Raw genomic sequence first — 13631 nt, 5'->3', positions numbered from 1 at the left:
GAAACGAGGCTGCGATCTTTTCGGGAACACCAAAATCCCAGGCGAAAGATCAAAAGATCGCAGCCTTCGGCAGCTCCTACATGTCCTTGCAAGTTTTTGTAAGCCTGCCTTAACCCCATCGGGCCCGCCCCGAGATAGAGACGGATGCAGATTATGCACAGGCTAAAACACGGCCTACTTCAGGCCGCCGGTTGGCTGTTTTACCTAAGTTTGTTGATGGGCATGGCCTTGATGCTGCCCACGTCCACATTCGACTCCGAGTCGAAGGACTTCATTTTCCTGATTGGCGCCGTGGGTATCTGGCGCTATTCGATGGGTGCAACGCACTTTGTGCGCGGCATGATTTTTCTCTACATCGTTTACCCGCACCTGCGCCGCAAAGTGCGCAAGCTGGGTAAAGCGGCGGACCCGTCACATGTGTTCTTGATGGTCACCAGTTTCCGTATCGACGCGCTGACCACCGCGCAGGTCTACAGCTCGGTGATCCGCGAAGCCATCGACTGCGAACTGCCGACCACCGTGGTCTGCTCGATCGTGGAAATGTCCGATGAGCTGCTGGTCAAGGCGCTGTGGGCACGGATGAATCCGCCAGAGCGCGTCAAGCTCGACTTCGTGCGCATTCCCGGCACCGGCAAACGTGATGGCCTGGCCTATGGTTTCCGCGCGATCTCCCGTCACCTGCCTGACGACCGTGCAGTCGTCGCCGTGATCGATGGCGACACCGTGCTCGGCGAAGGCACCGTGCGCAAGACCGTGCCGTGGTTCCAACTGTTCGGCAACGTCGGCGGCCTGACCACCAACGAATTCTGCGAAGTGCGCGGCGGCTACATCATGAGCGAATGGCACAAGCTGCGTTTCGCCCAGCGCCACATCAACATGTGCTCGATGGCCCTGTCCAAGCGCGTACTGACCATGACCGGGCGTATGTCGGTATTCAAAGCGTCTGTGGTCACCAATCCGGAATTCATCGCCGACGTTGAAAGCGACTCGCTGCAACACTGGCGCCTGGGCCGTTTCAAGTTTTTGACCGGCGACGACAAGTCCAGCTGGTTCAGCCTGATGCGTCTGGGTTACGACACCTTCTACGTGCCTGACGCAGCGATCAACACCGTTGAACACCCGCCGGAAAAGAGCTTCATCAAGGCCAGCCGCAAACTGATGTTCCGCTGGTACGGCAACAACCTGCGCCAGAACTCGCGAGCTTTGGGCCTGGGTGTAAAACGCCTCGGCGCCTTCACCTCGGTGGTGCTGTTCGATCAACGCGTATCGATGTGGACGTCGCTGCTCGGCCTGACCGTGGCGATCATCGCCAGCTTCAAATACGGCACCGCGTTCATCCTCGTTTACCTGCTGTGGATCGGCATCACCCGCCTGATCCTGACCCTGCTGCTGTCGTGCTCCGGTCACCGGATCGGCCCGGCTTACCCAGCGATTCTTTACTACAACCAGATCGTCGGCGCGCTGGTGAAGATCTACGTGTTCTTCCGCCTCGACCAACAATCCTGGACGCGCCAACCCACATCCCTGACCCGTGATCTCGCCAGCTTTCAACGTTGGTTCAACACCTGGTCGTCTCGGACCATGACCTTCTCCGCCGGCAGCATTTTCGTCGCCGTGCTGCTGATGATGGTCTGACCCGCCCCTATTGAATTAACAAGGAAATCGCCCCTATGAATACCGCCGTCAACGCCAACGTAGTGCATGAATCCGAAGCCCAGCGCCAACACGCCCGTGTGAAAATCCCGGCCAAGCTGCGCTTCTTCGGTCCCGACCGGACACCGGTAGAAGCGCGGGTGCTCGACCTGTCCGCCGGTGGTCTGGCGTTCAACGCCGGGCAAATGCCGCTGACCATCGGCGAGGTGTACAAGGCGCGTCTGCAATTCGTCATCGACAACCTCGGCCTGGCGATGGACGTTGAACTGCAAGTGCGTTCCTACGACCGCGCGACCGGCCGCGTCGGCTGCCAGTTCCAGAACCTGGAACAACAGGACATTTCCACCCTGCGCCACTTGATCACTTCGCACCTGGCCGGCGACATCGTCAGCATCGGCGAAGTGCTGGCGACCCTGCAGCGCGACAACTTCACCAAGGCGCGCAAGGTCAAGGACGGCGGCTCCGGCATGACCCCGTTCGGTCGTTTGAAAGCCGTGACCTTCAGCGCCGGTATCTTCGCGGTCGGTCTGGTCGCGGCGGGCTTCATTTTCAAATCGGTGTACGGCATGTACTTCGTCAGCCACGCGCAGGCTGGCCTCGTCAGCGTGCCGGGGATGAACATCACCATGCCGCGCGACGGCACCGTGCAGAGCCTGGTCAAGTCCGACGGCGTGGCAGCGAAAGGCGCGCCACTGGCGACCTTCAGCACCAGCATGCTCGACGTGCTCAAGGGCCATCTGGAAGAAGATCAACTGTCCCCGGCCAAGGTTGAAGAACTGTTCGGCAAGCAAATGACCGGCACCCTGACCTCGCCGTGCGATTGCACCGTGGCCCAGCAACTGGTGGCTGACGGTCAATACGCGAGCAAGGGCGACGTGATTTTCCAACTGGTGCCGCGCAACACCTTGGCCAACGTTGATGCGCGCTTCTCCTATCGCCAGTTCGGCGACGTGCGTCCGGGTACTCCGGTGAGCTTCCAGATCGCCGGCGAAGACAAGACCCGCACCGGCAAGATCGTCAGCAGCACCAGCCTGAAAAGCGAAGACCTGTCCTCCGACATCCGCGTGCAGATCAAGCCAGACGAGCCGCTCGACAGCAGCCTCGCCGGTCGCCCGGTGGAAGTGAACAGCGACCGTGGCCCGAACCTGAACTGGCTGATCGACAAAGCCATGGCTGCCGGTCTTTAAGTCGAGGACATGCCTGTGACTACTCCACCCATCCTGAAAACACCGCGATCCCTGTGGGAGCTGGCTTGCCAGCGATTGGATCACAGTGGTTTAACTGGAATACCGAGTCGCCTGAATCGCTGGCAAGCCAGCTCCCACAGAGTTCATGTGGTGTGCTCGCTGGCGCTGGCAGTGTCTCTGGCCGGTTGCGCCGGCCTGCCCGATCAGCGTCTGGCCAACGAAGCGCTCAAGCGTGGCGACACTGCCACTGCGGCGCAGAACTATCAGCAACTGGCCGATCTGGGTTACAGCGAAGCGCAAGTCGGCCTCGCCGATATCCAGGTCGACAGCCGCGACCCTGAGCAAATGAAACAGGCCGAAGCGACTTACCGCGCCGCTGCCAGTGTTTCGCCGCGTGCTCAGGCGCGTCTTGGTCGCCTGCTGGTGGCGAAACCGGGTTCCACCGAAGCCGAGCATCAGGAAGCCGAAAGCCTGCTGAAAAAAGCCGCCGCCAACGGCGAAGGCAACACGTTGATCCCGCTGGCGATGCTGTACCTGCAATACCCGCACAGCTTCCCCAACATCAACGCTCAGCAGCAGATCGATCAGTGGCGCAAATCCGGTTTCCCGGAAGCGGGTCTGGCCCAAGTGCTGCTGTATCGCACCCAAGGCACCTACGACCAGCACCTGGATGACGTGGAAAAGATCTGCAAGGCCGCGCTCAACACCACCGACATCTGCTACGTCGAACTGGCCACCGTGTACCAGAAACGCGCGCAGCCTGAGCAACAAGCCGAGTTGATCAAACAGATGCAGGCCGGTTACAGCCGTGGCACCGTCACCGCGCAGCGCGTCGATTCGGTGGCCCGTGTGTTGGCCGATTCGACCCTGGGCAAGCCCGACGAAAAAACCGCGCAGTCGCTGCTTGAGCCGATCGCTCCGGGCTACCCGGCGTCGTGGGTGACCCTCGCGCAATTGCTTTACGACTACCCGGAACTGGGCGACGTCGACCAGATGATGAAGTACCTCGACAACGGCCGCGCCGCTGACCAGCCGCGCGCAGAACTGTTGCTGGGCAAGCTCTACTACGAGGGGAAAATGGTCCCGGCCGACGCCAAAGTCGCTGAAGAACATTTCCAGAAAGCCGTCGGCCGCGAAGTCGCCGCCGACTACTACCTCGGCCAGATCTATCGTCGTGGCTACCTCGGCAAGGTCTATCCGCAGAAGGCGCTCGACCACTTGCTGACCGCTGCGCGCAACGGCCAGAACAGCGCCGATTTCGCCATCGCGCAACTGTTCTCCCAAGGCAAGGGCACCCAGCCCGACCCGCTCAACGCCTACGTCTTCAGCCAACTGGCCAAGGCGCAAAACACCCCGCAAGCCGATGAGCTGGCGACCACCCTCGCCGCGCAATTGCCGCCCGAGCGTCTGGCCGAAGCCCAACGTCTGCTGCAACAGGAGCAAGCCAGCCGTGGCGCTCTGAACCAGAACACGCTGCAACTGCACGCCCTGCAAGAAGAAGACGGCGAGGAAAAATTATGAAGTTGAATCCATTCGTGAAGGCCGGCATTGGCCTCACTTTCGCGCTGATCTGGTCTTGCCCGACACTGGCCGCGATGACTGAAACCAAGAACTTCGGCCTCGAAGTGAAAGTCACCGGCCAGTCCGAAGACGACCGTGACCTCGGTACCGCCAGCGGCGGCGACGTCAACGGCGTCGGCCTCGACCTGCGTCCGTGGATCTACGGCGAAAGCGGCGCGTGGAGCGCCTACGCCATGGGCCAGGCCGTGACCTCGACCGACATCATCGAAACCGACACCCTGCAACAATCCGACGGTGAACAAGCCACCGACAACGGCGATCGCAAAACCAAGAAAAACTACCTGGCGATGCGCGAGTTCTGGGTCGGCTACAGCGGCCTCACGCCATACCCGGGCGAGATGCTCAAGTTCGGTCGCCAGCGCCTGCGCAATGACGACGGCCAATGGCGCGACACCAACATCGAAGCGCTGAACTGGACCTTCGACACCACCCTGTTGCGTGCCAACGCTGGTGTCGCCGAACGCTTCAGCGAATACCGCACCGACTTGAAAGAGCTGGCGCCGAAAGACAAAGATCGCCTGCACGCCTACGCCGATGCCGCTTACCAGTGGACGCCGGGCCAGTGGGTCGGCATTCGCGGTCACCACACCCACGATGACGGCAAACTCGATTACGCCGAACCGGGTGTGCCGCGCGACTCGCTGGATAAAACCGAGAACGGCGACATCAGCTGGCTCGGCCTGACCGCCGACAGCGACGCCTACAACTGGCGCAACACCAACACCGTCAACTACTGGGGCAGCATCACCGGCATGAGCGGCGACCGCGACACGGTCAACGCGCTGAACGCCGATGGTTCGCGTCCGGCGCAAGCCAAGCGCAGCGATGACGTCAACGGCTGGGCCACCGACATCGGTGTACGCCTGCGCCTTGATCCGCAATGGCAAGTCGGCGGTGCCTATGCCCGCGCCAGCGCCGATTACGAACAGAATGGTCTGGAGAGCAACCGCTCCAACTACACCGGTACGCGCTCGCGGGTTCACCGTTTCGGCGAAGCCTTCCGTGGCGAAATGAACAACATGCAGACCGCCACGCTGTTCGGTTCGTGGATGGTCAACGACGAGTACGACGCCAGCCTGATCTACCACAAGTTCTGGCGTGTCGACGGCAACAAGCCGGTGGGCAGCAACGGCATCAACGCCGTGGAAAACAACACCGACGACGCCACCGGCGCGATCCTTTCCAGCACCTCGCTGCCGCTTGAAGACGGCAACAAGGATCTCGGTCAGGAGATGGATCTGGTCGTCACCAAGTACTTCAAGCAAGGCCTGTTGCCGGCGGCGTTGAGCCAGTCGATCGACGAGCCTTCGGCCCTCGTGCGCTTCCGTGGCGGTGTGTTCAAACCGGGCGATGCCTACGGCAAGCAGGTTGATTCGTACATGCACCGCGCGTTCATCGACGTGATCTGGCGCTTCTGATGCAAACCGCCAAGGGAGTGCCCGACATGATCAGCACCAGGATAGGCTCACTCAGCCTGCTGGCCGGCGCGATGCTGCTGGCCAGCGCCGGCGCCTTCGCCAATGCAGAGCCGACGGCGCCGCAACCGGCCAAGCCGGCCACCGTGGCCAAAGAACTGCAACAGGCCAAGACCTACACCGTCAGCAGCGCGCCAACCGACGCGCTGAATCTGGCCGCGCCGAAACTGCCGGACATTTCCGGCTTCACCGCCGAAGCCGCTGCGGCGAAGATCGTCCGCAGCAAACCGGGCAAGATCAGCGTGCGCCGGATGATGCAGGAAGACGCGCTGAAGGACTTCATCGGCGGCGACAACAAGATGGCCGAATGGGTGGTGCGTCAGCACGGCATCCCGCAGGCGATCTTCGTCGACGACGGCTACATCAACCTCAAGGATCTGGCGCAGAAACTGCCCAAGCAGTATTTCAGCGAAACCTCGCCGGGCGTGTACCTGTCGAAGCTGCCGATCGTGGTTGGCCGTAAAGGCATCCTCGAAATCGATGGCCAGACCCAGGAATTGCGCCTGTCGCAAGAGGCCGGTTCGTTCCTGGTCAACGACGGTCAGCTCTTCGTGCGTGACACCAAAATCACTGGCTGGCGCGAGAAGGAAAACGGCCCGGCGACCTTCCGTTCGCCGAAGGAATTCCGTCCGTTCCTGCTCGCCTGGGGCGGCACCGAGACCTACATCGTCAACAGCAAAATGGCCAGTTTCGGCTACGCCAACAGTAAGTCGTACGGCGTGAGTATTTCCCAGTACACGCCGAACATGGCCAAGGTGCTCAAGCGTCCTGAACCTACTGGCTGGATCGTCGGCTCCGAGTTCTCCGACATGTGGTACGGCTTCTACTGCTACGAGACCCGCGACTTCGTGGTCAAGGGCAACACCTACAAAGACAACATCGTTTACGGCATCGACCCGCACGACCGTTCCCACGGCCTGATCATTGCCGAGAACACTGTGCACGGCACGAAGAAGAAGCACGGGATCATTATTTCCCGTGAGGTCAACGACAGCTTCATCTTCAACAACAAGAGCTTCGACAACCACCTCTCGGGCCTGGTGATCGACCGGAACAGCGTCAACAACATCATTGCTTACAACGAGATCTACAAGAACCACACCGACGGCATCACGCTCTACGAGTCCGCCGACAATCTGCTGTGGGGCAACAAGGTCATCAGCAACAAACGCCACGGCATTCGCATTCGTAACAGCGTGAACATCCGCCTTTACGAGAACGTCGCCATGGCCAACGGCCTGACCGGCGTTTACGGCCACATCAAGGATCTGAGTGACACCGACCGTGACATCAAGCTCGATCCGTTCGATGCGCAGGTGTCGCTGATCGTGGTTGGCGGTGAGCTGGCGGCCAATGGCAGCGGCCCGCTGTCGATCGATTCGCCTTTGAGTGTCGAGCTGTATCGCGTGTCGATGCTGGCGCCGACCAAATCCAGCGGCATCAGCTTCAACGGCATCCTCGGCGAGCGCCAGGATGAAATTCTCGACCTGCTGGTGCGCCAGCAGAAAGCCGTGCTGATCGACCCTGTCGAACGCCAGACCGAAATGCAGGACTGAGGATAATTTTATGCACCCACACTTGATCAAATTACTCAGCCTGTCGGCCCTGACCGTGGGCATTCTCGCGGCCAGCAACGGCGCCCGTGCCGATGAAGGCGCTGCCGCCACGCCGCCAAAGTTCAGCGCCGAACCGTGCTGCAACCTGTGCCCGGCGGCGCATGACGCGAAGAACTACACCACGCGTTATCAGCAGAACTTCACCACGCTGGTGCAGGCACAAGGCGACTGGCTGTTCCGAACTCAGGAAGATTTGCGCACCGAGTTCAACACCACCCCGGCCGGCTACAAACGCCTGCAACAGCTGCACGATGCGTTCAAGGCCAAAGGCGTCGAGCTGGTGATTGTTTACCAGCCAACCCGTGGCCTGGTGAACCGCAACAAGCTCAACCCGCAGGAAAAAGCCGCATTCGATTACGAGAAAGCGCTGGGCAACTACAAGACCATGCTCGGCCGTTTCGCCAAGATGGGTTACGTCGTACCGGACCTGTCGCCGCTGACCAACGAATCGCTGCCGGACACCCTGCCCGCCCACGATTTCTACTTCCGCGGCGACCAACACTGGACGCCATACGGTGCACAGCGCACGGCGAAAATCGTCGCCGAGAAGGTCAAGCAGATCCCGGCCTTCGCCGACGTGCCCAAGCGTGAATTCGAAACCAAACGCTCCGGGCGCATGGGCAAGACCGGCACTCTGCACAACATGGCCGGGCAACTCTGCGGCACCAGTTACGCGATCCAGTACATGGATCAGTTCACCACCGAGCCGAAAGGCGAGGCCGGTGATGGCGACCTGTTCGGTGATTCCGGCAATCCGCAAATCACCCTCGTCGGTACTTCGCACAGCGGCAAGAACTACAACTTCGCCGGTTTCCTCGAAGAAGCCATCGGCGCCGACATTCTCAACGTCGCCTTCCCTGGCGGCGGTCTGGAAGGTTCGATGTTGCAGTACCTGGGCAGCGACGAATTCCAGAAGACCCCGCCGAAAATTCTCATCTGGGAATTCTCGCCGCTGTACCGCCTCGACCAGGAAACCATCTATCGCCAGATGATGTCTCTTCTCGACAACGGCTGCGAAGGCAAAGATGCACAGATGACCGCGAGCACCACGCTCAAGCCTGGCGGCAAACAAGAACTGCTGGTCAACAGCAAGAACCTGAACCTGCAAAACAGCAGCCATCAGGTCGACATCCGCTTCGCCGACCCTTCGGTGAAAACCCTGCAAGCCACCCTCTGGTACATGAACGGTCGCCACGAGGACATCAAGATCGAGAAACCGGAAACCTCCGACACCGACGGTCGTTTCGCCTTTGAGTTGCGCACGGACGAAGACTGGGCCTCGCAAAACCTGCTGGCGGTCGAAGTCCAGGGCCCGGAAGCGGGTACCGCGCCACAGAAAGTCGAAGCGAAAATCTGCAAACGCAACGTATTCCCGGGCGCTGGGCAACAAACCGCTCAGGTCGGGCAATGAGGTCTGCTATGCGAACTCCGAAACTGAAAACTCTTTTAGCGCCGACGCTGCTGAGCCTGGCGATGTTCGCCGGGGCGACTCAGGCCGCCGCGCCACTGCGTCCACCCCAGGGCTATTTCGCGCCTGTGGATAAATTCAAGACTGGCGATAACAGCGAAGGCTGCGATGCCATGCCGGCGCCGTACACCGGGCCGCTGCAATTTCGCAGCAAGTACGAAGGCTCGGACAAGGCGCGTTCGACGCTGAACGTGCAGTCGGAAAAAGCTTTCCGCGACACCACCAAAGACATCACCACGCTGGAACGCGGCACCGCCAAACGGGTGATGCAGTTCATGCGCGACGGTCGTCCGGAACAGCTCGACTGCACGCTGAACTGGCTGACCGCGTGGGCCAAGGCCGATGCGTTGATGTCGAAAGACTTCAACCACACCGGCAAGTCGATGCGCAAATGGGCGTTGGGCAGCATGGCCTCTTCGTACATTCGCCTGAAATTCTCCGACTCGCATCCGCTGGCGCAGCATCAGCAGGAAGCGCAGGTGATCGAAGCGTGGTTCAGCAAAATGGCCGATCAGGTGGTCAGCGATTGGGACAACCTGCCGCTGGAAAAAACCAACAACCATTCCTACTGGGCCGCATGGTCGGTGATGGCGACCTCGGTCGCGACCAACCGCCGCGACCTGTTTGACTGGGCGGTGAAGGAATACAAGGTCGGCGCCAATCAGGTCGATGCCGACGGTTACCTGCCGAACGAACTCAAGCGCCAGCAACGCGCCCTCGCCTACCACAACTACGCGCTGCCGCCGCTGGCGATGATCGCCAGCTTCGCTCAGGTCAACGGGGTCGATTTGCGTCAGGAAAACAACGGTGCGCTGAAGCGTCTGGGTGATCGGGTGTTGTCGGGGGTGAAAGACCCGGATGAATTCGAGAAGAAGAACGGCAAAGAGCAGGACATGACCGATCTGAAAGAGGACATGAAATTCGCCTGGCTCGAACCGTTCTGCACGCTCTACACCTGTGCGCCGGATGTCATCGAGAAGAAGCGCGGCATGCAGCCGTTCAAGACCTTCCGCCTCGGCGGCGACCTGACCAAGGTCTACGACCCGTCCCATGAAAAGGGCAACAAGGGCTCGTAACACCACAACCCTGTAGGAGCTGCCGAAGGCTGCGATCTTTTGATCTGGCCTTTGAAGATCAAGATCAAAAGATCGCAGCCTTCGGCAGCTCCTACAGGGGGCATCGAATTTGAGTTGGCCCGCCGGTTTTTCGTGGGGGGTTTGGGGGGGCTTTGGCCCTTGACTGTTGGTTCAAACATGGAGAGATCGGGATGGTATTTTCATCCAACGTGTTCCTGTTTCTGTTCTTGCCGATCTTTCTCGGCTTGTACTACTTGAGCGGGCAACGCTATCGCAACCTGCTGCTGCTGATTGCCAGCTACGTGTTCTACGCCTGGTGGCGTGTGGACTTCCTCGCGCTGTTCGCCGCCGTCACGTTGTGGAACTACTGGATCGGCCTCAAAGTCGGTGCCGCCGGCGTACGGACCAAACCGGCGCAGCGCTGGCTGTTGCTCGGTGTCGCAGTCGATTTGTGCATCCTCGGCTACTTCAAGTACGCCAACTTCGGCGTCGACAGCATCAACGCGATGATGACGTCGGTCGGTCTGTCGCCGTTCATCCTCACCCACGTACTGCTGCCGATCGGTATCTCGTTCTACATCTTCGAGTCGATCAGCTACATCATCGACGTGTATCGCGGCGACACCCCGGCCACGCGCAACCTGATCGACTTCGCCGCCTTCGTGGCGATCTTCCCGCACTTGATTGCCGGCCCGGTCCTGCGTTTCCGCGACCTCGCCGACCAGTTCAACAACCGCACGCACACCCTCGACAAGTTCTCCGAGGGCTGCACGCGGTTCATGCAGGGTTTCATCAAGAAGGTCTTCATCGCCGACACCCTCGCGGTGGTCGCTGACCATTGTTTCGCCCTGCAAAACCCGACCACCGGCGATGCCTGGCTTGGCGCGCTGGCGTACACCGCGCAGCTGTATTTCGACTTCTCCGGTTACAGCGACATGGCCATTGGTCTGGGCTTGATGATGGGTTTCCGCTTCATGGAAAACTTCAAACAGCCGTACATCAGCCAGTCGATCACCGAGTTCTGGCGCCGCTGGCACATCAGCCTGTCGACCTGGCTGCGTGACTATCTGTACATCACCCTCGGCGGGAACCGTAAAGGCACGCTGATGACCTATCGCAACCTGTTCCTGACCATGCTCCTCGGTGGTCTGTGGCACGGCGCGAACATCACTTACATCGTCTGGGGCGCCTGGCACGGCATGTGGCTGGCGATTGAAAAAGCGCTGGGCCTGAACACCTCGCCACGCAGCCTCAATCCGATCCGCTGGGCGCTGACCTTCCTGCTCGTGGTGATGGGCTGGGTGATCTTCCGCGCCGAGAACCTGCACGTTGCCGGTCGCATGTACGGCGCGATGTTCAGCTTCGGTGAATGGTCGTTGTCGGAACTCAATCAGGCCAGCCTCACCGGTCTGCAAGTGGCAACTCTGGTTGTGGCGTACGTGACGCTGGCGTTCTTCGGCCTGCGCGATCTGTACACCAATCAACCGCCAGCCAAAACCAAACCTGAAGTCAACGTCGAGGCCAACGGCCCTGCCACTGCGACTCCGGGAATGATCAAAGCCGCGCCTGGCGAAAACCCGGCGAGCATCCACGAACCTGGCTACACCGTCGGCGTCGAAGCCCAGGTGCAACCGGCCTACTGGAGCGCGGACTGGTCGCGCTACGTGATGCGCGGTCTGATCCTGCTGCTGTTCATCGCCTCGATTCTCAAACTCTCGGCGCAAAGCTTCTCGCCGTTCCTTTACTTCCAGTTCTGAGGGATCTGACATGACCCGCTCATTACGCATCTTCTACATCGCCCTGTTCCTGGTGACCCTGTTGGTCTTGGGTCTGTGGTCGGTTCGCAGCTTCTTCGGCTTCAGCACCAATGCCGAGGCAACGGTGCTCAACGGCCGCTGGACCAAGGCTGTGGAAACGCACTACGACGATGAATTTCCGATCAAGCGTCTGGGCACCAACCTCTGGGCCGCGCTGGATTTCAAACTGTTCAACGAAGGTCGTCCGGGCGTGGTGCTCGGTCGCGATCAGTGGTTGTACAGCGATGAGGAATTCAACCCGATCGTCAACGAAGAGCTGAACCTGCAAGGCAACTACGCGCTGGTCGAAGGCGTGCGCCAGACCCTGAAAGCGAAAGGCGTGAAACTGGTGATGGCGATCGTGCCGGCCAAGGTTCGTCTGTACCCAGAGCATCTGGGTGAAGTGAAACCGGCGAGCATTCACGAAAATCTCTATCAGGATTTCCATGCTCGTGTAGCCGCCGACAAGATCCTCGCCCCTGACCTGCTCAAGCCGTTCCAGCAGGCCAAGCAGAGCGGTCAGCAAGTGTTCCTGCGCACCGACACGCACTGGACGCCGGAAGGCGCCGAGATTGCCGCGAACACCCTGGCGAAAACTATCGCCGACAAGTTCCCGCTGAGCGGCGAGCCGCAACGCTTCGTCACCACCCCGGCGGAGAAGGTCACGCACAAGGGCGATCTGCGTCTGTTCCTGCCGCTCGATCCGCTGTTTGAAAACCTGATGCCGGCGCAAGAGCCGCTGCAAAAGCGCAACACCGTCGCGGCTGGCGATCAGCCTGCCGGTGACGACGCGCTGTTCGCCAGCAATGAAGTGCCGGTGGCACTGGTCGGCACCAGCTACAGCGCCAACCCTAACTGGAACTTCGTCGGTGCCCTGAAACAAGCGCTGCACAGCGACGTGGTGAGCTACGCCGAAGACGGCCACGGCCCGATCCTGCCGATGCTCAGCTACCTAAAAAGCGATGACTTCAAGAACAGCCCGCCACAGGTGCTGATCTGGGAGTTTCCTGAACGATATCTGCCTGTGAACAACGAAATCGGCGACGCCGACCCGCAGTGGGTCGCAGAGCTTAAACAAGCCGGCGCGCGCCAACAAAACGTAGCAATCAACACTAAATCCGAGACGCCCGATCGGGCGCAAAACTGAAAGAGAGGTACACCATGACTTTCACTACTACTCCTCGTCGTCTCGCAAAACGCATTGCACTGGTTGCAGGTTTGAGCGTGCTGTCGGTTCAAGCTTTCGCCGGTGGTGACGCCGCACTTTATGGCCCGACTGCACCGAAAGGCTCGTCCTTCGTGCGCGTCTATAACGCCAGCAACGCTGAAGTCAGCGCCACCGTCGGCAGCACCAACCTGAGCGACGTTGCGCCACTGGCCAGCAGCGACTTCAGCTTCATGCCGGGCGGTGATTACAGTGCCAAGGTCGGCAGCCAGACCCTGCCGGTGAAACTCGCCGGTGACCACTACTACACCCTGGTCAACAACGCTTCCGGCGCGCCGCAACTGATCGAAGAGCCACCGTTCAAGAACAAGCAGAAATCCCTGGTGCGCGTGCAGAACCTCAGCGACAAGCCGCTGACCCTGAAGACCGCCGACGGCAAGACCGACGTGGTGCCGAACGTGGCCGCCAAGGGCCGTGGCGAACGGGAAATCAACCCGGTGAAAGTCAGCCTGGCGCTGTACGAAGGTGACAAGAAAGTCGGCGACGTAAAACCGGTCGCCCTTGAGCGCGGCGAAGCTGCGGTGCTGTACGTCACCGGCAGCGGCAGCAGCCTG

Annotated in this window: 10 protein-coding genes; all 10 read left to right on the top strand. The window is 60.4% G+C overall.

Annotated elements, in window-relative coordinates:
* The first annotated feature begins 153 nt into the window (after nt 1–153).
* Nucleotides 154–1635 carry a mannuronan synthase gene (gene alg8, locus PMI37_RS01405; RefSeq protein WP_371924513.1) on the top strand — a complete coding sequence of 494 codons (1482 nt, stop codon included), beginning with the start codon at nt 154–156 and terminating at the stop codon, nt 1633–1635.
* A 35-nt stretch (nt 1636–1670) separates the two neighbouring features.
* Entirely contained in the window at nt 1671–2840 is a 1170-nt protein-coding gene (locus PMI37_RS01400) for an alginate biosynthesis protein Alg44 (protein WP_008077275.1), read from the top strand.
* Between the two features lie 9 nt (nt 2841–2849).
* On the top strand, nt 2850–4361 hold the full coding sequence (gene algK, locus PMI37_RS01395; RefSeq protein ID WP_238552675.1) for an alginate biosynthesis TPR repeat lipoprotein AlgK: 1512 nt from the start codon (nt 2850–2852) through the stop codon (nt 4359–4361).
* The gene (locus tag PMI37_RS01390) at nt 4358–5839 is read left to right on the top strand and encodes an alginate export family protein (RefSeq protein ID WP_008077270.1); all 1482 of its coding nucleotides are present in this window, start codon (nt 4358–4360) and stop codon (nt 5837–5839) included. The genes algK and PMI37_RS01390 overlap by 4 nt, the downstream gene beginning before the upstream one ends.
* A 26-nt stretch (nt 5840–5865) precedes the next feature.
* Nucleotides 5866–7452 (top strand): mannuronan 5-epimerase AlgG, encoded by a 1587-nt coding sequence (algG, locus tag PMI37_RS01385; protein WP_008077268.1) that lies wholly within the window; start codon nt 5866–5868, stop codon nt 7450–7452.
* A 10-nt stretch (nt 7453–7462) separates the two neighbouring features.
* Nucleotides 7463–8923 (top strand): alginate O-acetyltransferase, encoded by a 1461-nt coding sequence (locus PMI37_RS01380; RefSeq protein ID WP_008077266.1) that lies wholly within the window; start codon nt 7463–7465, stop codon nt 8921–8923.
* 8 nt (nt 8924–8931) lie between these two features.
* Nucleotides 8932–10056, top strand: coding sequence for a mannuronate-specific alginate lyase (locus PMI37_RS01375; RefSeq protein ID WP_008077264.1), 1125 nt, complete (start codon nt 8932–8934; stop codon nt 10054–10056).
* 191 nt (nt 10057–10247) lie between these two features.
* On the top strand, nt 10248–11813 hold the full coding sequence (locus PMI37_RS01370; RefSeq protein WP_008077262.1) for an MBOAT family O-acyltransferase: 1566 nt from the start codon (nt 10248–10250) through the stop codon (nt 11811–11813).
* Between the two features lie 10 nt (nt 11814–11823).
* Complete coding sequence (locus PMI37_RS01365) at nt 11824–12999, top strand: alginate O-acetyltransferase (protein ID WP_008077260.1); 1176 nt, start codon at nt 11824–11826, stop codon at nt 12997–12999.
* 14 nt (nt 13000–13013) lie between these two features.
* Nucleotides 13014–13631 (top strand): alginate O-acetyltransferase AlgF (locus tag PMI37_RS01360; RefSeq protein WP_008077258.1); only part of this gene is annotated, 618 nt, incomplete at its 3' end.

Source organism: Pseudomonas sp. GM80, assembly GCF_000282515.1.
GTDB lineage: Bacteria > Pseudomonadota > Gammaproteobacteria > Pseudomonadales > Pseudomonadaceae > Aquipseudomonas.
This window is presented reverse-complemented; position numbering and strand designations above follow the sequence as displayed.

Bases quoted from the DNA above. Each gene is read 5' to 3' on its own strand.
- alg8 (WP_371924513.1), top strand. From the start codon at position 154: ATGCACAGGCTAAAACACGGCCTACTTCAGGCCGCCGGTTGGCTGTTT.
- PMI37_RS01400 (WP_008077275.1), top strand. From the start codon at position 1,671: ATGAATACCGCCGTCAACGCCAACGTAGTGCATGAATCCGAAGCCCAG.
- algK (WP_238552675.1), top strand. From the start codon at position 2,850: ATGCCTGTGACTACTCCACCCATCCTGAAAACACCGCGATCCCTGTGG.
- PMI37_RS01390 (WP_008077270.1), top strand. From the start codon at position 4,358: ATGAAGTTGAATCCATTCGTGAAGGCCGGCATTGGCCTCACTTTCGCG.
- algG (WP_008077268.1), top strand. From the start codon at position 5,866: ATGATCAGCACCAGGATAGGCTCACTCAGCCTGCTGGCCGGCGCGATG.
- PMI37_RS01380 (WP_008077266.1), top strand. From the start codon at position 7,463: ATGCACCCACACTTGATCAAATTACTCAGCCTGTCGGCCCTGACCGTG.
- PMI37_RS01375 (WP_008077264.1), top strand. From the start codon at position 8,932: ATGCGAACTCCGAAACTGAAAACTCTTTTAGCGCCGACGCTGCTGAGC.
- PMI37_RS01370 (WP_008077262.1), top strand. From the start codon at position 10,248: ATGGTATTTTCATCCAACGTGTTCCTGTTTCTGTTCTTGCCGATCTTT.
- PMI37_RS01365 (WP_008077260.1), top strand. From the start codon at position 11,824: ATGACCCGCTCATTACGCATCTTCTACATCGCCCTGTTCCTGGTGACC.